This window comes from Actinoallomurus spadix (assembly GCF_024055725.1).
Taxonomy (GTDB): Bacteria; Actinomycetota; Actinomycetes; order Streptosporangiales; family Streptosporangiaceae; genus Actinoallomurus; species Actinoallomurus spadix.
The window spans coordinates 137,983-159,056 of the sequence record NZ_JAMXMX010000008.1 but is presented as its reverse complement, the minus strand read 5'-3'; the positions used below and the strand labels follow the sequence as shown (position 1 = coordinate 159,056).

Genomic DNA, 21,074 nt, shown 5'->3' with positions numbered 1-21,074 from the left:
TAAGTGAGGGGTCAGGCGATGGGATGGTGGGTGAGCATGGCCAGGGGTGGGCCGCCGGTCCGACCGGTCAGTGGCCGCGTGCGGAGTCCGGACTCCTCCGCGACACGATCGAGGCCGAAGGGGATCCAGCGGTAGGAGTCGTGTACCTCCCGCAGCGGGTCGGCGCCCTCCGCCTCGGCCGCGTCGAACACCCGATAGGTGCTGTGCAGCCGCATGGCAGAGGGGTCTTCGGGGTCGGGGGCGCCGTCGAGCCACCACTCATAGCGGTGCCGCCCGGCGTGTGCGGTGGCCATCCGGGTCGCCGGCAGCGCGACGGGGTCATCGACCCCCATCAGTTCGACGACGACACGGCCGCCCGGGCTCAGCCGTTCCCGCAGCCGTTCCCACAGGTACCTGCGTTGCTCGGTGTCGAGGTGGCCGAGAACGCCGCACAGCACCGCCGCGCTGATGCGGTCCGGGAGTTCCAGATCGGGAGCCGAGCCATCGGTGACCGTCACCCGCCGCCGCAGGTCGGGGTCGCCGAACACCCGGCTGGTGAGCACGGCGCGCATGCCGGTGGCCGGCTCGCAGGCCAGGATCTCCGCGTCGGGCAGGGCCCGCGCGACGGCCTCGGTGACCAGGCCGGTGCCGGCCCCGATGTCGACGATGGGGCCGTCGGCGGTATCGATTCCGGCCAGCGCGCGAGCGACGGCCGGACCGCTCGAGGTGGCGGTGTGACCACCCGCGACGAGGTCGAAGAACTCGGCGGACGGTGTGTACGGCGCCGCTGTCACGGGCCCCGGGGCGTCCGATGCCGCCCCGTCGTCCGGCGCGCGTACGGGCGACGTGTCCGGCTCGTGGTGGTCGGGGAACAGCTCATGGGCCGCGAGCGGTTGCGGCGCGGGCGGCCGGACGACCTGCGGCGGGCCGAGCACGGCGGCCAGTTCGGACCAGATCCTGCAGACCGTCAACTCGTACTGGTTGGAACGCAGCGGGTCACGGCTCTCGGCGACGGCGTCACGTAGCTCGTCCAGCGCGTGCCCGATCGCCTGCGGCCACAGGTCGGCGAACACCTCGTTGAACGGCACGGTGGCACCGACCACGGACGTCGTCGGGAGCCCCAGATGCTCGGTTCCGGGGCCCTCCAGCACGAAACGACGGTCAGCGTCGCGGTGTGCGTGCAGGCGTGGGCTCCACAGCACCGGGCCGTGGGTGTCGGCCAGCGTCAGCACCCCCCCTTCGGTGCCGATGGCCACGCGATGCCAGTGCAGGGCGTGGTTGTCCCGGTCGGCCGGATCCAGCTGGTGGTGGACCCGCAGCGTCAGCGGCACGCCGCCCAGGACGCCCTGCACGGTGCGGAACGGCTGTGGCCCGAAGTCCTCGGGAGCCGGTGCCGGATCCGCGAACCGCCAGGGCCGTAGGGAGCCGAGCGCCCGGCCGAGGATGTCCACCAGCGGATGCATCAGATGGACCGGGGTGGCGGCATCCACGAACAGGGGCGTTCGCCGCTCGGTCAGCCGGCGCGCCGCGGCCGTGAAGGAGGCCACCGGCGCGACGTGCGGATAGTGGGTGTTGAGCCGGTACTGAACCCGGTGGCGGCGCGCCAGCTTCACGCACGCGGTGAACTCGTCCAGATGGACGGGGTGCTCCTGCAGGACGTGTATGCCCTGGCCGAGCAGCGACATCGCCAGCTCGGTGCCCGCCCCTCCGGAGATCGTCGAGCCGACGACGACACAGGCCAGGTCGATGGTGTCGTCGGGCACCTGGTCGACGGCGGTGTACAGGGGAACGCCGAGCCGGCGAGCGCAGGCCCGGGATGCCGTGGAGCCGCGGGCGAGCAGTCCGGCCAGCGCGTAGCCGGGGCGGGCGCGTACGGCCTCGATGTAGAAGCGGCCGAAGTTCGTGCCGCAGACCAGCACCCGCAACGGTTTCGTGAGGCTCACAGCGCCCCCTCGTCGACGAGGCGGTCGGCGTCCGTCGCGGCGCCCTCGCACGGAGCGGATCCGTCCGCGCGCGCCTCTCCGGACGGCTCGAACCGGGCGGCGCCGCTCTCGCGGATCCATCCGGCGACGCTCTCCGGATTCAGGACGTCGCAGGCGAAGTGGACCCCGGGCGGGACGTCACCGCGCAGTACCGCGTCGACGGCGAGCGCCCCGACGGCCGCGGTGAGCCGATAGCTGCTGGCCGTCAGTACGGTCAGGCGGCGCGACACAGGCTCCCCGCCCGCGCTTCCCTCGAGGGCGAAGTGCATGACATAAAAGGGGGTGCGTCCTGCCAGGTCCAGCCGGGCGGCCAGCATCATTCTCTCTGCGAGGTCCCCGCGGTCCGCACCGGCGGCGAGGCTTCCGGGCAGGCGGTTCAGCAGGGCACGTACCTGCGGGCCCGGGTGGACGTTGAACCAGTCGACGCGGTCGAGTGCCAGGTCGGCGGCGAGCCGCTCGGTCTCGGCGCTGAGGAACGGCTGCACCGCCGCGCGGCAGGGGAAGCCGGGGGCCGCGGCGTCCTCGACCGGCCGCAACGCGCGGGACTGCCTGCGTCCGGCACGCCAGGCGGCGAGGGGCTCTCCGTACGCGGCGCCGCCCGCGCCGCCGGTGGTGAGCGACAGCATCAGGTCCTCGGCCACCGTCGGGGAACACGGTTCCAAGCCGCCGCAGTAGGCGGTCAGTGCGGTGGCGCCGTCCAGGCCGCGGGCGAGCCAGCGCGGCAGGATGCTCGACAGGCCGGGCAGCGTACCCGCGGACAGCACCACGGTCCGGCCGCTCACCGCGGGATCACCCCTACTGAGCAGCGCCTCCGCGGCCGGATCGTCGCCTGCCACGTCGACGCAGTGGGCACCGGCCGCGAGCGCCGCGGCGGCCACCGTGGCCTTCAGCCGATAGGTCGGGCCCGCGCAGTTGAGCACGACGTCGCAGCGTTCGGCGAAGGCCGCCAGGCTCTCCGGGTCGGCCACGTCGACTCGCACGACCTCCCCGGCGCCCGCCGGCTCCTCACGCGCGACCTCACGAAGGGCGTCGAGACGGCGCCCACCCAGAAGCGCCACGGTGTGCCCGAGATCGCGCAGCTCTCGCACCGCGGCCCGCCCGACTGCCCCAGAGGCACCCAGGACGCCGACGATCTGACCGGCCGTCATCGGGTCACCACCCCGTCGGTCAGCTCGTCCAGGAGCTTGAGCACCGCGGGCGAGTGCTCCACCGACAAGCAGCTGAAGTGGTCTCCGCCGATGTCGAGGATGCGCAGGTCACCGAGCGTCAGTTCCTCCCAGTACTCGGTGACGGCGTCCTTGCTGCCCGGGAAGGGGTAGGCCCCGCTGTGGCGCAGGAAGGTGATGTCGCCCGCGTACGGCTCGGCGTCGTAGCGGGTGATGGCGAAGACGCTCTGTCTGAAGGCCAGGAACAGCCGCGTCATGTGGTCGGGCGCGTAGGTTCCGGCGGAGGCGGGCACGGCCTCGCACATCCTGGCGATGCGTGCCGCACGCGGCACCCCGGCCATCTCCCGGAAACACGTGGCCACGTCGGCGTACTCACCGGTGAGCGCGGCCAGACCGCCGTCTGGCAGTACTCCAGGGCTGCCCGCCAGGACCGCGTCGGCGGCGGCCGCCACGCGGTACTCGTCGGCGGGGAAACCGAGGTCGGCCGGGTCGATGCCCATCATGACGGCGAAGGAGTACTCCGCGAGCAACTCGTCGTCGAGGCGGAAGCGCGGGCTGTGGCTGCTGATCGCGGTGAGACTCTCGACCTCGGCGCCGGATTCGGCGAGGTTGCGCGCCACCTCAGTGGCGATCAACCCCCCGAGGCAGTAACCGACCACGTGGAAGCGGCGGCAGCCGCCGTCCAAGAGGGCGCGTGCGTAGTCGGCGGCGAGTCGCTCGATCAGTCCCTCCGGCTGTGCGCCCAGGAACCGGTCCAGGCCGGGGATCTCCAGGCCGACCACGGTGGCGGTTCCGGGTGAGCGCCGCCGGATCTCGGTGATCAGTGCCCGATAGGGCATCACCGTGCCGGTTCCGGCGTGTACCAGGACCGTCGTGGGTTCGTCGGGTGCGCCGCTCCCGTGCAGGTGCACGACAGGACTGACCGGGGCGCCCGGCGCGGCGTCGCTTACCTGGATGCCCGTCAGGCCGCGGAGGAACGCGGCGAGGCCCGCCACCGTGGGCCGGCGGAGCATGTGCCGGAGCACGACCTCCCATTCCAGCGCGGCGGCCTGTGGTACGCGCTCGCGGAGCCGCCCGACCATCCGGGCGACCAGCAGCGAGTCCCCGCCGAGCGCGAAGAAGTCATCGTCGCGACCGACCCGTTCGAGCGACATCAGCTCCGCCCACAGCTCGGCGAGCCGACTCTCCAGTTCGTCCATGGGCTGTTCCGTGAGTGCCGCGGCGATGCCCGGGGTCTCGCGCGGGAGCCAGGAGAGCAGGCGCGCCCGGTCCGTCTTGCCATTGGCGGTGCGGGGCATGGCGTCGAGGACCTGCCAAACCGCGGGGAGCATGTACTCCGGCAGCCGGTTCGCGGCCTGGCGGACGAGTTCACCCACCGTGACGTGGATCCGGTCGGTCTTCATCCGGGCGAGGAACGCCTCCTGCCCGGTGGCGGCCAGCGGGTCGTCCGGCGTGGGCAGTGAGGTGACATCCGCCGCGCCGTGCCGGTCGAGCAGGTCCAGCCACTGCGGCCGGGTGAGGAAGGACTGTCCGTTCGCCGCGCGCAGGTCGGTCCAGGCTCGGTCGGCGACTTCGAGGAACTCCATCGATACCAGCAGCGGAGGATGGTCGTCGCGGGTGTTCTCCACGAACACCAGGTGGCCCCCTGGCACGAGCAGTTCACGCAGGCGTGACATCGCGGCGTCGACGTCGGTGGCGGCGTGCAGGGTGTTGGCGCAGATGACGACGTCGAAGGAGTTGGGGGTGAACCCCTGGTCGCGGATCTCCCGGTCGACGTCGAAGCGTTCGTAGCGGACCCAGGGATGGTCGGCGAAACGCTCCCGCGCCTCGTTCAGGAAGAACGGCGACGGGTCGGTGAACAGGTAGTCCACGCCGTAATCGGCCAGCATCGGCACGAGTTCACCGGTGGTGCCTCCGACGCCGCCGCCGATCTCCAGCACGCGCAACCGCTCCTCGCCGACATGACCGGCGGCGACCTCCCGAAGCGCGGCGACGACGGCCTGGTTGAGGTGACGAATGGCCAGGTTGTCGCGGTACGCGGCGTCGGCCGCCGACAGGTCGGCGCCGGGAAAGAGCAGTGCGCGAATATCGATCTCACCGCTGATCAGCTCGGGCAACCGGTCGGCGCACAGGCGCATGACGTCGAGTAGTCCGGTGCTCCAGCCGACCTGTCCGCCCAGGTCGGTCGCCTGCCGCCAGGCCTGCTCCGGGTCCGCGGCGGCCGGGCGCAAGCCGCGGTAGGAGCCCGCGTCGTCGTGGATCAGCCGGTCACGGGCGGCCAGGGCGCTAAGCCATCGGCGGATGACGTGCCGGTGACGGGGGGTCGCACGCAGTGCCGCGCAGATCTCCTCAGCGGTACGGGGAGTGTCGCCGGTGAACAGGCCGGTGCCTTCCAGCAGCCGGGCCATCACCGACAGCGCCACGTCATCGAGCGCGTCGAGGAACTCGGTCAGGCGGGCCGCATCGACCGCGGCGGACGCCTCGCGAACGGCCTGCGCCGCCGCCTCGTGGACAGCGGCGGCACGGCCGGATCCGATCTCGTCCCGCTCACGGCGTCCGGTCTCGACGAACGCTGCCAGGCGGCGGCCACCGGGCGCGGAGTCGTCGACGACGACGGCCGCGGCGGCCACCGCCGGATGCGACTGGACGGCGGCTTCGATCTCGGCGAGTTCCACCCGGTAACCGCGGATCTTCACCTGGGCGTCCTCGCGGCCGAGGAACTCGATGGAGCCGTCAGGGAGGTAACGGCCGATGTCGCCGGTCCGGTAAACCCGCGCGCCGGTCTCCGGTTCGGTGACGAAGCGCTCTGCCGTGCGGGCGTCGTCGCCCAGGTAGCCCAGCGCCACCCCGGCACCGCCGATGTAGAGTTCGCCGGGCACCCAGTCGGGGCACGGCCGCATGGTCTGGTCGAGCACGTGAAAGCTCTGGTTGGCCAGCGGTCGGCCGTAGGGGATGCTCGGGCGGGAGACGTCGACCTCATCCACGGGGTGCGCGATCGACCAGATGGACCCCTCGGTGGCTCCCCCGAGAGCGACGATCTCCAGCCCGGGCAGGATCGCCCGCGCCTGGTCCGGCAGTGTGACGGGGATCCAGTCACCGGACAGCAGGGCCAGGCGCAGCCTGCTCGACTCGAGCGCGGGACCTGGGCGCAGCCAGTCGCAGAGCATCTGGAGCTGTCCGGGAACCGAGTTCCAGACCGTCACCCCCGAGCCGGTGATGAGATCGGCCCAGTGAGAGGGATCACCGCGGCGCTCCGCGTCCGGCAGCACCAGAACACCGCCCGCGGACAGGGTGCCGAACAGGTCCCACACCGACAGGTCGAACCCCAGTCCGGCGACGCCGAGAATCCGGTCGTCGGCGCCGATGTCGTGGCGCCGATTGATGTCCTCGATCGTGTTCAGGGCCGCCCGATGGCTGATCATCACGCCCTTGGGGCTGCCGGTCGAACCGGAGGTGTAGATCACGTAGGCGAGGTCGTCGGGTGACACCGCGCGCGGCGGGGTGTCGGCCGGCACGACGCCTTCGGGCAAATCGTCGACGGCGAGGGCGGTCACGGTGTCCGGCAGGTCCCCGGCCTCGGCCAGCCAGGATTGAGTGAGCAGGAGGCGAACCCCCGCATCGGACAGGATCGCGTCGCGGCGTGCCGCGGGCTGTGCCGTGTCGACGGGCAGGTAGGCGCCCCCGGCGAGGAGCGTACCGAGCACGGCCACCACCTGTTCCCAGCCCTTGTCCATCCAGATCGCCACCGGCTCCGCGGGGCGCAGCCCGGCGGCCCGCAGCCGCGCGGCCACCTCAGCCGCGCGGGCGGCGAGCGCGCGGTAGGTCAGGACCCGATCGGTGGTCCGTACGGCGACGGCGTCGGGCGTTCGCCGGGCACGGGCGAAGACCGGCTCGTGCAGCAGGGCGTCCGGCAGCGGATGGGCGGTGGCGTTGACCCAGGCTCGCCGCTCGGCCTGGGCGGCCGGCAACGGAACCTCGGCGGGCCGTGTCCACACCTCTTCCTCCCCGGCCAGCCGTTCCACCAGGGCCGTCCAGGCGCCGAACATGTCCTCGGCCAACCCGTCCGGCAGCACGCCCTCCCTGACGTCCCAGGACAGAGCGATGGCGCCGCCGCGTTCCATCACCTGACAGTCGATCCATACCTGCGGGGTCTGGGTGACGGCGTAGCCGACCACCTGCGGGACGCCGGCGGAGCCCGGCCCGTCGCCGGACGACCGCGCCGCGCCGAGGGCGCTGGTGAACACGACCGGCATCAGCACGGGCGAACCGCTCCGGTGGGACAGCTCGGCCAGCACCTCCGAACCGGTGAACAACGGGTGTTCCAGATCTTCCAGCAGGCGGTCGCCGATGGCCCGTGCCCGCTCGATGAAGGGCATCTCCTCGGAGAGGTCCACGGCGAGCAGTTCGAGGGAGGTGAAGTCGCCGACCACGCGGTCGATGTCCTCGTGCAGCGGGAGCCGGTCCACGGTCGGCACGTTCAGGGTGAAGCGCGACGCGCGTGACCAGCGGCCGACGGTCTCGGCGTAGGCGGTGAGCAGCGCGGTCGCGGAGGTCAGGCCGTGCCGGCGGGCCCGCTCGGCCAGCAGCTCCGTCGCATCAGCTGAAAGCGTCCGCTCCAGGCGGCGGAAGCGCACGGTTCCGTCGAACTGCGCGGCGGGCCCGGTCGTGGCGCGGGCCGGTGCGGCCCAGCCTTCGGCGGTCGGCAGTTCGGGGGCGGGCGGGAGTTCCTCCAGACGCCCGTCCCAGTACGCGCGGTCGCGCGCGTACTCCGGCGTCTCCGTCAGCGCCCGCCGCGCCAGCACGTAGTCCCGGAAGCCGATGCGGAGCGGCGGCAGGTCACCACCGGCGTACAGCGTCTGGAACTCCGCGATGAGCAGCCGGAGACTGGCGTGGTCGACGACGAGCATGTCGAAGGACATGTGCAGCAGGTCACGCCCTGGTGCGTGGGTGATGTGCAGCGTGAACAACGGCCAGCGGTCGGTGGGCCCGGTGCGGTGCGACAGGCGGGCACGGACGCCTTCGACGGCCGCCTCGTTCCGCGCGTCGGTGACGCTGATCGGCAGTTCCGGGACGTCCGGCAGCACTCGCTGGTAGCCGTCGGGGTGGACGATGACGCGGAGCATGTCGTGTCGGGCGATCAGGGCGCGCCAGACGGCGCTCACCCGCTCCGGGTCGAGTTCGGCGACGCTCAGTTCCACGTAGGCATGACAGGCGACGCCGCCGTAGGCGTAGGCGTCGGCGCGGCCGATCAGGTAGGCGGCCTGGATGTCGGTGAGCGGGAAGGGTTCGTACCGGTTGCCCGCGTCGTGGCGCAGAGCGCGCTGGGCGTCGCCGGCGGCCAGGTGTTCCAGGATCGCCGCCTTGTGTGTCCGCAACTCGGCACGGCGTGCCTCGGTCATGTAGTCCTTGGGCGCGCGAAAACGCAGTTGCCCGCCTTCCGCCCACAGATGGACACCGTCGCGTTCGTAGGCGGCCAGCAACTCGGTGATGTTCACAGCTCTCCGATCTCGGTTTCGTTCGCGGCGACGGCGGCGGCGACGTCTGTTCCCAGGGCTGCGACGGTGGGTGCGGCGAGGAGCCGGCGTACGGGGATCCGTACGCCGAACCGGCGCTCAATCGCGGAGGCCAATCGGATGGCCGACAGGCTGTCGCCGCCCATGGTGAGGAAGTCCGTGTGCCGGTCCCGTACGGAGCCGGGGAGGACCGTGCCCCACAGCTCGGCGAGGGCGATTTCGACCTGCCCTTGTGGCGGTTCGGGTCGGGTGCCCGGGTCCGGCGCGTCCTGTTCGGCGAGAGCGGCCAGTGCGCGCCGGTCGACCTTGCCGTTGCCGGTCAGCGGCAGCGCGGGCAGGACGGTCACCCGAGAGGGCACGGCGTAGGGTGCCAGCCGCCGACCGAGCCAGGGCCGCAGCCAGTCCTCCACGGGCCGGGGGTCATCTACGCCGTCCTGGGCGAGAACGGCGAACGCGGCGAGCCGTCGCGCCGTACGCTCGCCTGCGGCCACCACGGCGGCCCGGGTGACGTACGGGTGTGCCTCGATCGCCGCCTCGACCTCGCCCGACTCGATCCGGTGGCCGGCGATCTTCAGCTGGCCGTCCATCCGGCCGAGAAACTCCAGCAGCCCGCCGGGGCGGTAACGGCCCAGGTCACCGGTGCGGTACCAGCGTTGCCCGTCCTGGTGAACGAACTTTTGCGCGGTGTGTTCCTGGTCGCCGAGGTAACCGGCCGCAAGACCCGCTCCGCCGATCCACAGTTCGCCCGCGACCCAGTCGGGGCAGTCGCGGCCGCCGGGGCCGACGACGCGGTAACGCTGGCCCGGGAGCGGATGGCCGTACGGGATGGACGGCCAGGCGGGGTCGAGCTTGTCGACGGTGAACGTGTTGGACCACACCGCGGCCTCGGTGGCGCCTCCCATGGCGATGAAACGGCAGCCGTCGGCGGTGCGCTCGCGCAGTCGGCCGGGCAGGTCCAGTCCGATCCAGTCTCCAGAGATCAGCGCGGTGCGCAGGCCGAGCAGTGTGCGGCCGTCCTTCGGGGCCTGGTCATCCGCGTCAAGGAGCAGGTCGAGCAGGGCCGGCACGGTGTTCCACGCGGTGACCTCGTGCTCGCGTACGAGCACCGGCCACTGGTGCGGCTCCCGCCGCTGTTCCTCGGTGGGCAGCAGCAGGGACCCTCCTGCGGCGAGCAAGCCGAAGATGTCGTAGACCGACAGATCGAAGTCGAGTGCGGACAGGGCGAACACCCGGTCGTCGGGGCCGATGCCGTGGAGCGTGTTGATGGCCGTCACCGTGTTCCACGCCGCGGCGTGGCTCATGGCCACTCCCTTCGGCTCGCCGGTGGAACCCGAGGTGAAGATCACGTACGCGAGTGCGGTGGGCGGCACCGCACGCGGTCCGTCGGCGGGCGCGGCGGTCAGTGCCTCGTCGATGGTGAGTACCGGGTCGCCGGACGGTGCCTGCTCGATCGAGGCGCCGGCCCGCTGATCGTCCGTCGCGGACTCGGGCTCCTCCGCCGCACGGGCGCCGATCGTCAGCCGTACTCGGGCGGTGGTGCGTATCCGGTCGCGGCGAGCGGTCGGCTGCTCGACTCCGATCGGGACGTAGGCCGCGCCGGCGGCGAGCACCCCCAGCACGGCGATGATCTGCTCCGGTCCCTTGGGCAGCGTGACCGCGACCAGGTCACCCTCGCGCACCCCGCGCTCGCCCAGGGCGGTCGCGGTGCGCAGGGCGGCGTCGGCCAGCGCGCCGTAGTCCACGGTGCGGCCGTCGGCGGTGACCAGCGCGGTGCGGTGCCGTTCGGCGGCGGCACGGGTGAAGAACGTCTCGTGCAGCAGGCGCGGCCTGGTGGGCCGGGTACGGTTCAGCGCGGCGCGGGTCTGCCGCTGGTCGGCGGGCGTCAGGTCAGGGATCGGCGCCGTCCAGTCACCACCGGCGAGATGGTCGAGCAGCCGGGTGTGGGCGTCGACCATGGCGTCCAGTACGCCCTCGCAGAACAGCTCTTCGACGGCGTCCCAGGTGACCACCAGTTCGCCCGATTCCTCCGTGACCTGGTGGTCCAGGCACACCTGCGGTGACTGGGAGACTCCCCAGATCTTCGGCGGGAACCCCGCCGCGGCGTCGGAGAGCGTGGCGTCGCCGACACCGAGCGCGCTGGTGAACACCACGGGAACGGCCGCGTCCAGGGTGCCGGTGCGGCGGCCCAGCTCCCGCAGCAGCCAGGAGGCCGGCACGTCATGATGGTCCAGGTCCTCGGCCTGACGGCGCTGCAGTTCCTTGGCTGCCGCCAGCCATCCCCGGTCCGAACGCCGGTACGCGGTCGGCGCCAGTCCGGTGAAGTCGCCCAGGACGCGGTGGACGTGCGGGTGCACGTCCCGCCGGTTGAACAGGGTCAGGGTGACGGTGACCGCGTCGCTGCCGCTCCACGTCGACAGAACCTCGCCGTACGCGGCGAGCAGCACGGTCGACGGGGTCAGCCCGTGGCGTGCGGACTCCTCCTTGACGGCCTGCCAGCGTGCCTCGTCCAGACGTAGCCGGCGCCGGGTGAAGCGGGGCGTCTCCACGAGCGCCGGGTCGCGGTCGAGCGGCAGTGTGGGCGCGGGCGGAAGCTCCTCCAGCCTTCTGCTCCAGTGGGCACGGGCACGCTCTTGGGCATCCGGGTCTTGCGGCAGCCCGGTGACGTAGTCACGGAAGGCGAGCTCGACCGGTGGAAGCTCCGCCGCGGGATCGGCGTAGAGACGGTTGAGCTCGGCGTACAGCGTCGTGATCGACAACGCGTCCAGGACGAGATGGTCCAGGCCGATGCCGAGCCGGACCCGGGTCGTCCCCGAGCCGTCCTGGTAGCGGACCGCGCGGACGTCGAAGAGGGGCCAGCGGGCGGGGTCGCGTACCTGGTGTGACATCTCGTCTCGCAGAGCGGCGAGTGCCTGTTCCGCCTCAGCGGCGTCCACGTCGCGGACGCCGATCCGAAATTCCGGCACCGTCTCCAGCACCCGTTGCGCATCGTCCTCGATGACGGCCCGCAGCATCCCGTGCCGCTGGATGAGCCGCCGCCAGGCGGCCGTCAGCCGTTCCAGGTCGACGGCCGGGCCGTCGAACTCGCTGTAGTGCCACGTGCCGACGTTCCCGAGCGTGAATCCGGATCGGCGGCCTATGAGATAGGCCGTTTGGACGTCGGTGAGCGGGAAGGGCTCGTGTGCGCGGCGCGGGTCCGGCGTGATCCCCGTCCCTGGCGCATCTTCGCGGCCGACGGTCAGGAGAGCCGCGAAGTCGCGCAGCGCCGGTGCGCCGAACAACGCGGCCACGCCCGCACCGTGCAGCCCGGCGGCGCGTAGCCGGACGACCATCCGAGTGGCGATCAACGAGTCGCCGCCCAGGGCGAAGAAGCCGTCGTCGCGGCCTACCTCCGGCAGGTCCAGCAACTCGGCCCAGATCCGGGCGACGGTCTGCTCCACCGGGCCGTTCGGGGCCTCCTTCCGGATGGGCCGTTCGCCGACGGCCCGGTTCAGCGCCGCCTGCGCCGCGGAACGGTCCAGCTTGCCGTTGGCGGTCAGCGGCATCGCGTCCTGGACCAGCAGGGGGTCCGGCAGCATGTACGAGGGCAGCCGGTCGGCGGCCCAGGCCAGTAGTTCGTCCGGGTCGGGTCGCTGCCCGTCGGCGGGTGAGACGACCGCCCCCAGACGGCGGGCGGGCGCCTCGATCACGGCGGCGACCGCGTGCAGCACACCGGGGTGGGCTTCCAGCGCCGACTCGACCTCGCCGAGCTCGATCCGATGCCCACGGATCTTGACTTGGTGGTCGGCGCGGCCGAGGAACTCGATGATCCCGCCAGGCCCGTAGCGAGCGAGGTCTCCGGTGCGGTACCAGCGCTCCCCGTCGTACTCGACGAAGCGAGCGGCGGTGCGCTCCGGGTCACCGCGGTAGCCGCTGGCGACACCCAGCCCGCCGACCCATAGCTCGCCGGGCACATGGTCGGGCCGATCCCGGCCGCGCTCGTCGACGACGCGCGCGCGCATGTTGCGCAGCGGCACGCCCCAGGGCACCGATCGCCACGCGGGATCGACCTGCTCGACCTCGAAGACCGTGGAGTGGATGGCGGCCTCGGTCATGCCGCCGAGCGCCACGAAACGGCAGCCGGGTACGAGGGCGCGCAGCCGGTCGGGCTGGTCCAGCCCGACCCAGTCACCTCCCAGCAGCACCAGGCGGAGGCTGTCGCCCAGGCCCTCTCCGGCTCTGGCCTCCCGCCCGTTCGGCGCGTCGCCCCGCACCGCGTCCATGAGCATGTCCAGCAGTGCCGGCACGCAGTTGATCACGGTGACGCCGTGCTCCCGGACCAGGTGCGCCCAATGCCGCGCGTCGCGCTGGTGCTCCTCGCCCAGGGCGACGACGCGGCCACCTGCCGACAAGGGTGCGAACAGATCGTAGGTGGCCATGTCGAAGTCGAGAGGGGCCAGAGCCAGCGTGCCGTCGTCCGGCCCGATTCCGAACAGGTCACCCACCGCGTCGATGGTGTTCACGACCGCGCGGTGCGGCACCTCGACGCCTTTGGGCCGGCCGGTGGAACCCGAGGTGAAGAGCAGATAGGCCGGGCACTCGGGCGCGGGACGGACGACCGTCGCCGGCTGCTCGAATCGGGCCTCGGCCAGGCGGAGTACCGTCACCCCCGGGAGCCGGCCGGTCAGATCTACGTGCGCGTCGTCGGTGAGCACGATGGCGGCTCCGGCGGTGCGGTGAACGTCGGCCCGCCGGACGGGAGGCTGCTCCGTACCCACAGGCACGTAGGCGGCGCCGGCGGCGAGCACGCCGAGGACCGCGGTGATCTGGTCGGCGCCCCTGGGCAGGGTGACGGCGACCGCGTCTCCTTGGTGTACGCCATGGCGGTGCAGCAGTGCCGCGACCCTTCGGGCGTCCAGGGCGAGCCGTCCGTAGCTCAGCTCCGTACCGTCCTCGCGGATCACCGCCACGCGCTCCGGGTGACGTTCGGCCACGTCGAAGAAGCGCGTGTGCAGCGCATCGTGTGATGCGGGCGCGGGCGGGAGCGCGGCGCGCGTACGCCGGGCGAGTTGCTCGGCGGGCAGCAGTGGTCCGACCGGACGTAGCCAGGCGGCGTCCGTGCGGACCAGGTCGGTCACCAGACGCCGGTAGGCCGCGAAAGCGGCGGTCAGCGCTCCGGGAGCGAACACACCCTCGCGAACGTCCCAGTTGAGCAGCAGGCCACCGTCGAGTTCGGTGACCTGGGCGTCCAGGGCGACCTGGGGCCCTTGAGAGATGATCCACACCGGACGGCCGAAGCACGCCTGGACCTCTGAGTCGTAGATCTCGCCGAGGCCGATGGCACTGGTGTAGACGACGGGCGCGAGCACCGGGCCGCCCTGGTGCCGGGAGAGGTCTCGGAGCACCTCGACGCCGCCGTACGCTCCGTGGGCGACGGCCGCCCGCAGGCGCGCCTGGAGCTGCCGGGCTTGCTCGACCACCGGCAGGTCGGCGCGCAGGTCCGCGTCCAGCATGATCGAGCTGCTGAAGTCGCCGACCAGCTGCGCGACGTCGGGTGTGATCATCTCCCGGTCGAAGAGCGGAAGGTTGAGCAGGAACCGCTGGGTGCCGCTCCACGCCGCGACGACTTCGGCGAAGGCGGTGGCGAGGAGCGCGGCCGGCGTGATGCCGTGGCGGCGCGAACGCTCGATCAGGGCCGCCTTGGCCTCCGGGTCGAGCCAATGGTGCAGGCGTCCGGTGCGGGTGAGCGCGGTGTCGGCCGCCGAGACGGGTCGCAGCAGGTCCACCGTGGTGGGCAGCTGGGGCGACCCAGGAAGATCGGGTATCCGCTCGCGCCACCAGCGCGCGGACTCCTCACGCTCAGGGCCGCGGCGGCGGGCTCGCTCGGCCAGGTAGCGGCGGTAGTTCAGGCCGATCGGAGGCAGCGGCTCGCCCGGCTCTTCGTACAGCCGGCGCAGGTCCGACAGCAGGTTACGCAGGCTGAGCGCGTCGCCGGCGATCATGTCCAGGTCCAGGTGTAGGCGTGTCCTGCCCTGGGGCAGCAGGGACAGCGCGATCCGGATCACCTCGCCCGCGGCGACGTCCATCCGGGCGTGGGTGTATCGCTCACGCAGGTCGTCCAGCACCGCGTCGACTTCTTCGGCGGACCGGTCGCGCAGGTCATGGACGGTCAGGCGGGGACCGGTGGCCACGTGATGCTGGCGGCCCTCGTCGTCGATGCGCACCCGCAACATGCCGTGGCGGGCCGTCAGAGCCTCCAGCGCCTCCCCGAGCCGCCGGGGATCCAGGTCGTGGCCGTCGAGTTCGGTGTAGAAGTGCGCGGCGACGCCGCCGAGCGGCTGACCGTCCTGCCGGCCGACCCAGTAGGCGTGCTGCATCGTCGCCAACGGGTACGGCGCCTCCTCCTCGTCAAGGCTCGCGGACACCGGTGCCGGCCGGTGCGCCGGGACGGGCGACACCGGCTCCGTGCCCGTGCTCTTGGAGATGAGGGCGACCCAGGTCTCCAGGACCGGATCCTCGGAGAGGTCCTGGAAGCTCACCGTCCAGCCGCGGCGGCGCCAGGCACTGACCAGCGACATCAACCGCAACGAGTCGAGGCCGAGTTCGAACAGGTCGCGCCCATCGTCGACCTCGTCGACGGGGATCTCCAGCACCCGGGCCACGTCCTCGCGTACCTCACAGGCCGTCAGGCCGGACGGGCGTGCGACCGGCGGCCCACCGGCCGGATTACCGGACGGCGGACTCGTCGCCGGCGCGACGTCCTCCGAGATCGATCCACCACCGAGCTGTTCATCGCGCACGGACACAGATCCCCTTCCGTCATACTCCTCGGTGCTTCGCAGGGCCGGACCGGCGGAGGCATCCGTTCGCGGAGGCCGGGTGGCAGGCGTCAGCCGCCGGCTCCTGTCCGCGCCAGGACCGCGTCGTCCGTTGGCGGGATGTCACACTTATCGGTAACGATTATCATTAACGTCGAACAGTATGCACATGATCCAGTCCCGCGCCAACCCCCGGCACCGGCCGGAGGCGACGCCGAGAGGAAGCCGTTGTCGTGAAAGCTCATCCGACGTGGTCCGACGCCGATGCCGAGCGGTACCGGCGGGCCGGGTACTGGAGTGGCCGGACGTTCGGCTCGTACCTGCGCTCGTGGGCCGAGGCGCGACCGGAACGCGTCGCCCTGGTCGACGGGGACCACAGTTGGACCTACGCCGAACTCGACACGGCGGCCGATCGCTTGGCACTGGGATTCCAGCGGCTGGGCATCGAGCGCGGTGACCGGGTCGTGGTCCAACTGCCCAACCGGGCGGAGTTCGTGCTGGTCTGGTTCGGTCTCCAGCGCATCGGCGCGGTGCCCGTGCACGCGATGCCGGGGCACCGCCGGACTGAGATTGAACACATGGTGCGGGTCAGCGATGCGGCGGCGTACATCATCCCAGGCCGGCACGCCCGCTTCGACTACCGCGAACTCGCCCGGGAACTGGTCGACGACATGGCGAAGGAGACGGCGGGCGCGCCGCTGCGCCATGTTGTGGTCTGCGGCGATCCGGGCGCCCATCGCGACTTCACCGGGCTGGAGGACCTGTACGACCGCACCGCTCCGCCGTCCACCGGGCCGACCAGCGGCTCGACCCCACGGCATGCCGGCGAGGACGGTGCGGATTCCTCAGACCTCGCGCTGCTTCTGCTGTCAGGCGGTACGACCGGTCTGCCCAAGCTGGTCCAGCGGACCCACGACGACTACGCCTACAACGCACGGGCCGCGGCGGACATCTGCGCCCTGGGCGAAGACTCGGTCTACCTGGCCGTACTCCCCATCGCGTTCAACTTCACGCTCGCCTGCCCCGGCGTGCTGGGCACGCTCATGTCCGGCGGTACGGTCGTCGTCTGCCCCGACCCGAGCCCGCAGACCGCTCTCCGCCTCATCGACGAGAGGCGCGTGACCATCACGTCACTGAGCCCACCGCTGGTTCCCTACTGGCTGGAGGAGGCGGAGCACGGCCACTACCGGCTCGACAGCCTGCGGATACTCCAGGTCGGTGGGGCGAGGCTCGCCGACGAGATGGCCCGCAGGATCGGGCCCGCGCTCGGCGCCCAGGTCCAGCAGGTGTTCGGCATGGCCGAAGGCCTGATCAACCTCACCCGCCTCGATGACCCCGAAGACCTGATATGCACGACACAGGGCCGGCCGATCTCCCCGGATGACGAACTCCTCATCGTGGACGCGGACGGCCGGCCGGTGACCGACGGAGAACCCGGGGAACTGCTCACCCGCGGCCCCTATACGCCGTGCGGCTACTACCGGGCCGAGGCACACAACCGGATCGCCTTCACCGCGGATGGCTTCTACCGCACCGGGGACCTCGTCCGCCGGACGCCGTCGGGAAACCTGGAAGTCGTCGGACGGATCAAGGACCAGATCAACCGTGGTGGAGAGAAGATCGCCGCCACCGAGGTGGAGGAGCACCTCCTCACCCATCCGGCGGTCACCGCAGCGGCGTTGGTCGGCGCCCCGGACGCCCAATGGGGCGAACGGCCGGTGGCCTTCCTGGTCTGCCAGGGCCAGGCGCCCAGCACCCGGGAACTGGCCTCTTTCCTGAAACAGCGCGGACTGGCCGCCTACAAGACCCCCGACGACGTGATCGCAGTCGACCGACTACCGCTGACAGCGGTCGGCAAGATCGACAAGAACGCCTTGCTCCAGCGGTTGCCCCGGCTCTGAGCGAATGATGATCGACCACGAGGACGCGGACGTTGACGGTGCGGCCTCCTCAGAGGGCGACGAAGGTGAGGCCGCGTTGTTTCAGCGCGGGGATGACCGTCCGCAGCGCCCGGATCGTCTCCGAACGGTCGCCGCCGCCGTCGTGGCAGAGCAGGATGTCGCCCGCCTGGGCGCGTAGCAGGCGGTCTGTGATCGTCGTGGTGCCGGGGCGGGCCCAGTCACGTGGGTCGACCTGCCAGTCGATGCAGATCATGGAATGCTCGGCGGCGACGTCGATGATCCGCTGTGACCAGGCGCCGCTCGGAGAACGGAAGAACTTCGGCGTGACTCCGGAGACCTGGGCGATCCGGTCGTGGCCGTCGTCGATGGTCAACGCCATCGCGTTGGGCGGCGCCGCCGGTTGGAGATCGTGCAGGCTGTGGATCGGCCGGCGCAGCGCCTGCAGCGGCCGTCCGTGGGCATAGCCGGGATCGGGCCGGGAGGTGGGAGCCGGCCTGCGTACGTGGCGTGCCGCCTTCGGCGCACCGAGGCCACGGAGGAATTCCGGTACCGCGCCCGCCACGAGACCCGCACCGGCGGCACCGAACGTCCACAGCGCCTGACGCCGGTCCAGCTGCCTCATATTGATCCCACCCGTCCATACGGCCGTCGATCCATTCAGCTAGGACTCTCGGGTCAATTGAGAAGTTCGGATCCTGGTTCGCGGTCTCCGTCCCTGAAACGGGCGCGGAGGTGAGGGAGGACCTCGGCGCCGAGCCGGGCGATGTTCTCCCGGGTCCGGCGCGGGGATCCGGCGCCCTCCACCATGAGGATCAGGTGGCGGACGCCGGTGCGCTCGGCCGTCGCCGCCATGGTCTCCACGCAGTCTTCGGCGGTGCCGACCGGGTGGATTCGGCACAGCAGATCGGCGTACGCGTCCGCGTCGCGCGGGGTGTAGGGCCGGTCGTCGACCGGCACGTACCCGGCCAGCCCCGGCCGCAGCCAGCGTGGCAGCTCCGCACGCAGCAGCTCCTGGGCCTCGGCCCGGGTGTCGGCGACGTAGGCCATGACGGCGGCCACATGCTCCGCCTGGGCGTTCCCGGCCGCAGCGGTGTACGCGTCGACCATCCGCCGCCTGCCCTCGTCGTCGACGTGCATGCCGAGCAGCATCGGCAGGCCGCGTTCGGCGGCCAGCGCGGCGGTGGCGTCCGAGGTGCAAGCGACCACGACCGGCGGGCGAGTGCGCGGGCGCGGCACCATTGGGATCTCTCGGAAGGCGAAGGTCGGCCCGGCCGCCGAGAGCCGGGGACGGGTCAGTCCGGCGAGCAGCAGGTCGAGACTTTCGGCGAAACCGGACTCGTACCGCGCGAGTCCGGTCCCGAACACCTCCAGGTCCACCCACGGGCCGCCCCGCCCGACACCGAGCCGGAACCGCCCTCCGGACACCTGGTCCAACAGCGCGGTCTGCTCGGCGAGTGCGACCGGGTGGGCGGTGGACAGCACGCTCACCGCCGTCCCCACCGTGATCCGTTCCGTATGGCCTAGGACATAGGACGCGAGCGTGACCGCCGACGGGCAGATGCCGTACGACATGAAGTGATGCTCGGCGAACCACACGTCGTCGAACCCGGCCCGCTCGGCAGCGACCGCCGCCTCGACCGTGGCGGTCAGCACCTCACCGTCGCTCTGACCGGGGAACCGCGCCGCCAGCAAGAACACCCCCACCCGCATTCCCATACTCTGCCGGAAATCGGCGCAGCTGGGGACAGACGGGCTAGCGATGCCCGATGTTCAGTGCTCGTCCCAATGATCTCCGTGGGCGGCATGCCGACATCCATCATGGACATAGTCGACGTGATTGCCGTGCGGCACGCTCACATGGCCGCGGCCCTCACCATGCCGATGCGGATGGTCATCATGCTGGACATGGCCGGTGTGCTGTCGGTGCTCTGTCATGGCTGTCATCAGTGGATACCCCCCTCGGTCTGCTCCTTCCCCGGTGGCGACCCCGGTCAAGAGTGCCGCCTGCGCGGGCGCCCGTACGGCACGCGGGGAGCACCGCGTCATTCGTAGGGGTCGGCGGGTCGGGCGATGCGCTCCAGGACGGTGGCCGTGAGCTGAGGAAAGGCGATGTCGTCGATGCTCGCCCAGAGCGGCGACCATGTGCCGGAGACCCGTACCCACGTGCCGGTGGGCGGTACGGGCGTGCCCTTGATAACGACCCGCATCGGGACGGCGTCGGCCGCACAGCAGGTCATGCGCAGGCGGATCAGCATCCACCGGTTCCGGCCGGCCGGGCGAGCGAATCCGGTCAGGATGACCTGGCGCCCGGTCAGGGTGTCGTGACCGGCCTTGGCCTGGAACGCACGGGCGGTGAACTCGGTCAGCGAGATCCGCGCAGGGCCGTCGGCGGACAACGCTGCCAGGGCAGATCCGGCTTGCGGTCGTGGGGCCTGGTCGACGGCGCGTTCGGCGGTGAAGGAGCCCAGGCCCGACGGCGCGATCACGGCGATCACCAGTGGCGGGAGAAAGAGCAGCCAGGTGGCTCGTGGCCCGTGATCGTGGTCGTGCTCGTCGACCCGCCTGTCGGAGGTCGCGGTGGCGGTACGGCGCCAGGTGGTGGCGATGCCGAGTCCGCCGAGCGCGCACAGGACGGCTCCGGTGGCGATCAGCGGGATCCGGAAGCCGGGGCGGACGTAGTTGAGATACTCGCGGCCAGCCAGGGTGATCCACAGCAGTGTCCCGCCGGCCGCCAGTAGGACGACGTTCTGGGCGGCCTTTCTCACAACAGCACCCGGCCGATGAGGGCGCTCGCGACGATCGCCAGGGCGAAGGTCATAGGGATGAACCGGGCCGCGAAGCGCGGTCCGAAGGTGCCGGCCTGCAACGCGATGAGTTTGAGGTCCACCATCGGGCCGACGACGAGGAAGGCCAGCTTGGCCGTTGCGGAGAACTGGGTCAGGCTCGTGGCGACGAACGCGTCGGCCTCCGAGCAGATCGACATCACCACGGCCAGTGCCGCGAGCACGGCGACCGACAGCCACGGGACGCCTGCCACGGCCACGGTCCAGGCCGGTGGCACCGTGACGTTGAGCGTCGCCGCGATCGCCGCGCCGACGACCAGCAGACCGCCGGTGTGCAGCAGGTCGTGCCGCAGCGCCGCCGCGAATCCCGGCCACCGCGCCCCATGGGCGGCGCGCGGGCGGGAGGGGATCCGCAGCCATTCGGTGCGGCCGAACCGCAGCCACAGCCACCCGGCCGCCACCGAGACCAGCAAGGACGCCGCAAAGCGGGCGGCGACCATCTCCGGATGCCCGCGGAAGGCCACGGCCGTGGCCACGAGCACCACGGGGTTGATGGCCGGGGACGACAGCAGGAAGGCCAGCGCGGCGGCGGGCGTGATGCCACGGGCCATCAAACCGCCCGCGACCGGGACCGAGGCGCACTCGCATCCCGGCAGTACGGCGCCGACCGCGCCGGCGACCGGCACCGCGAGGAGAGCGCGACGCGGCAACGCTCGCCGCCAGAACGCCTCGGGCACCAACGTCGAGATCGCGGCGGAGACGGTGGCGCCGAAGGCCAGGAACGGCAACGCCTGCACACAGATCGCCACGAAGACGGTCGCCCACCCCTGCACCCTGGCCTCGCGCAGGTGCGGGGCGGCCAGCACTCTGCCCGCCGCCAGCACACCGGCCACCGCGACGACACCGAGCAGCGCGCGGGGCCCTGCGGCCATCGGTGGTCGTCGTCCCCACTCAGC

Annotated in this window: 10 protein-coding genes; 2 read left to right on the top strand and 8 right to left on the bottom strand. The window is 71.8% G+C overall.

Annotation, left to right across the window (positions count from 1 at the left end; genetic code table 11):
* Window positions 1-11: 11 nt before the first annotated feature.
* The 4 genes from NE235_RS14050 to NE235_RS14035 are packed head-to-tail and all read right to left on the bottom strand — an operon-like array spanning window position 12 to window position 15,416.
* Window positions 12-1,922 carry a Gfo/Idh/MocA family oxidoreductase gene (locus NE235_RS14050; RefSeq protein WP_252802726.1) on the bottom strand — a complete coding sequence of 637 codons (1,911 nt, stop codon included), beginning with the start codon at window positions 1,920-1,922 and terminating at the stop codon, window positions 12-14.
* Entirely contained in the window at window positions 1,919-3,109 is a 1,191-nt protein-coding gene (locus tag NE235_RS14045; protein WP_252802724.1) for a saccharopine dehydrogenase NADP-binding domain-containing protein, read from the bottom strand. Before NE235_RS14045 ends, NE235_RS14050 begins: the two co-directional genes overlap by 4 nt.
* Entirely contained in the window at window positions 3,106-8,622 is a 5,517-nt protein-coding gene (locus NE235_RS14040) for a non-ribosomal peptide synthetase (RefSeq protein ID WP_252802722.1), read from the bottom strand. Before NE235_RS14040 ends, NE235_RS14045 begins: the two co-directional genes overlap by 4 nt.
* Window positions 8,619-15,416 carry a non-ribosomal peptide synthetase gene (locus NE235_RS14035; protein ID WP_252802720.1) on the bottom strand — a complete coding sequence of 2,266 codons (6,798 nt, stop codon included), beginning with the start codon at window positions 15,414-15,416 and terminating at the stop codon, window positions 8,619-8,621. Before NE235_RS14035 ends, NE235_RS14040 begins: the two co-directional genes overlap by 4 nt.
* Window positions 15,417-15,667: 251 nt before the next feature.
* Between NE235_RS14035 and NE235_RS14030 the strand changes: the two genes are divergently transcribed.
* A complete protein-coding gene (locus NE235_RS14030) occupies window positions 15,668-17,335 on the top strand; it encodes a (2,3-dihydroxybenzoyl)adenylate synthase (RefSeq protein WP_252802719.1) in 1,668 nt (555 codons plus the stop codon).
* Between the two features lie 49 nt (window positions 17,336-17,384).
* On the opposite strand, the gene NE235_RS14025 is transcribed toward NE235_RS14030, so the two are convergent.
* Window positions 17,385-17,957, bottom strand: coding sequence for a polysaccharide deacetylase family protein (locus NE235_RS14025; RefSeq protein WP_252802717.1), 573 nt, complete (start codon window positions 17,955-17,957; stop codon window positions 17,385-17,387).
* 53 nt (window positions 17,958-18,010) lie between these two features.
* Window positions 18,011-19,045 carry an LLM class flavin-dependent oxidoreductase gene (locus tag NE235_RS14020; RefSeq protein WP_252802715.1) on the bottom strand — a complete coding sequence of 345 codons (1,035 nt, stop codon included), beginning with the start codon at window positions 19,043-19,045 and terminating at the stop codon, window positions 18,011-18,013.
* Between the two features lie 93 nt (window positions 19,046-19,138).
* Between NE235_RS14020 and NE235_RS14015 the strand changes: the two genes are divergently transcribed.
* Window positions 19,139-19,387: a hypothetical protein gene (locus tag NE235_RS14015; RefSeq protein WP_252803161.1), complete on the top strand. Its 249-nt coding sequence runs from the start codon at window positions 19,139-19,141 to the stop codon at window positions 19,385-19,387.
* Here NE235_RS14015 and NE235_RS14010 read toward each other — a convergent pair.
* Both NE235_RS14010 and NE235_RS14005 read right to left on the bottom strand, forming a co-directional pair.
* Entirely contained in the window at window positions 19,378-20,100 is a 723-nt protein-coding gene (locus tag NE235_RS14010) for a TIGR03943 family putative permease subunit (RefSeq protein ID WP_252802713.1), read from the bottom strand. The genes NE235_RS14015 and NE235_RS14010 overlap by 10 nt on opposite strands.
* Window positions 20,097-21,050: a permease gene (locus NE235_RS14005; RefSeq protein ID WP_252802712.1), complete on the bottom strand. Its 954-nt coding sequence runs from the start codon at window positions 21,048-21,050 to the stop codon at window positions 20,097-20,099. The genes NE235_RS14010 and NE235_RS14005 overlap by 4 nt, the downstream gene beginning before the upstream one ends.
* Window positions 21,051-21,074 lie beyond the last annotated feature (24 nt).

Coding starts and splice junctions, on each gene's coding strand:
- NE235_RS14045 (WP_252802724.1), bottom strand. CDS start 3,109: ATGACGGCCGGTCAGATCGTCGGCGTCCTGGGTGCCTCTGGGGCAGTC.
- NE235_RS14015 (WP_252803161.1), top strand. CDS start 19,139: ATGCCGACATCCATCATGGACATAGTCGACGTGATTGCCGTGCGGCAC.
- NE235_RS14020 (WP_252802715.1), bottom strand. CDS start 19,045: ATGCGGGTGGGGGTGTTCTTGCTGGCGGCGCGGTTCCCCGGTCAGAGC.
- NE235_RS14025 (WP_252802717.1), bottom strand. CDS start 17,957: ATGAGGCAGCTGGACCGGCGTCAGGCGCTGTGGACGTTCGGTGCCGCC.
- NE235_RS14005 (WP_252802712.1), bottom strand. CDS start 21,050: ATGGCCGCAGGGCCCCGCGCGCTGCTCGGTGTCGTCGCGGTGGCCGGT.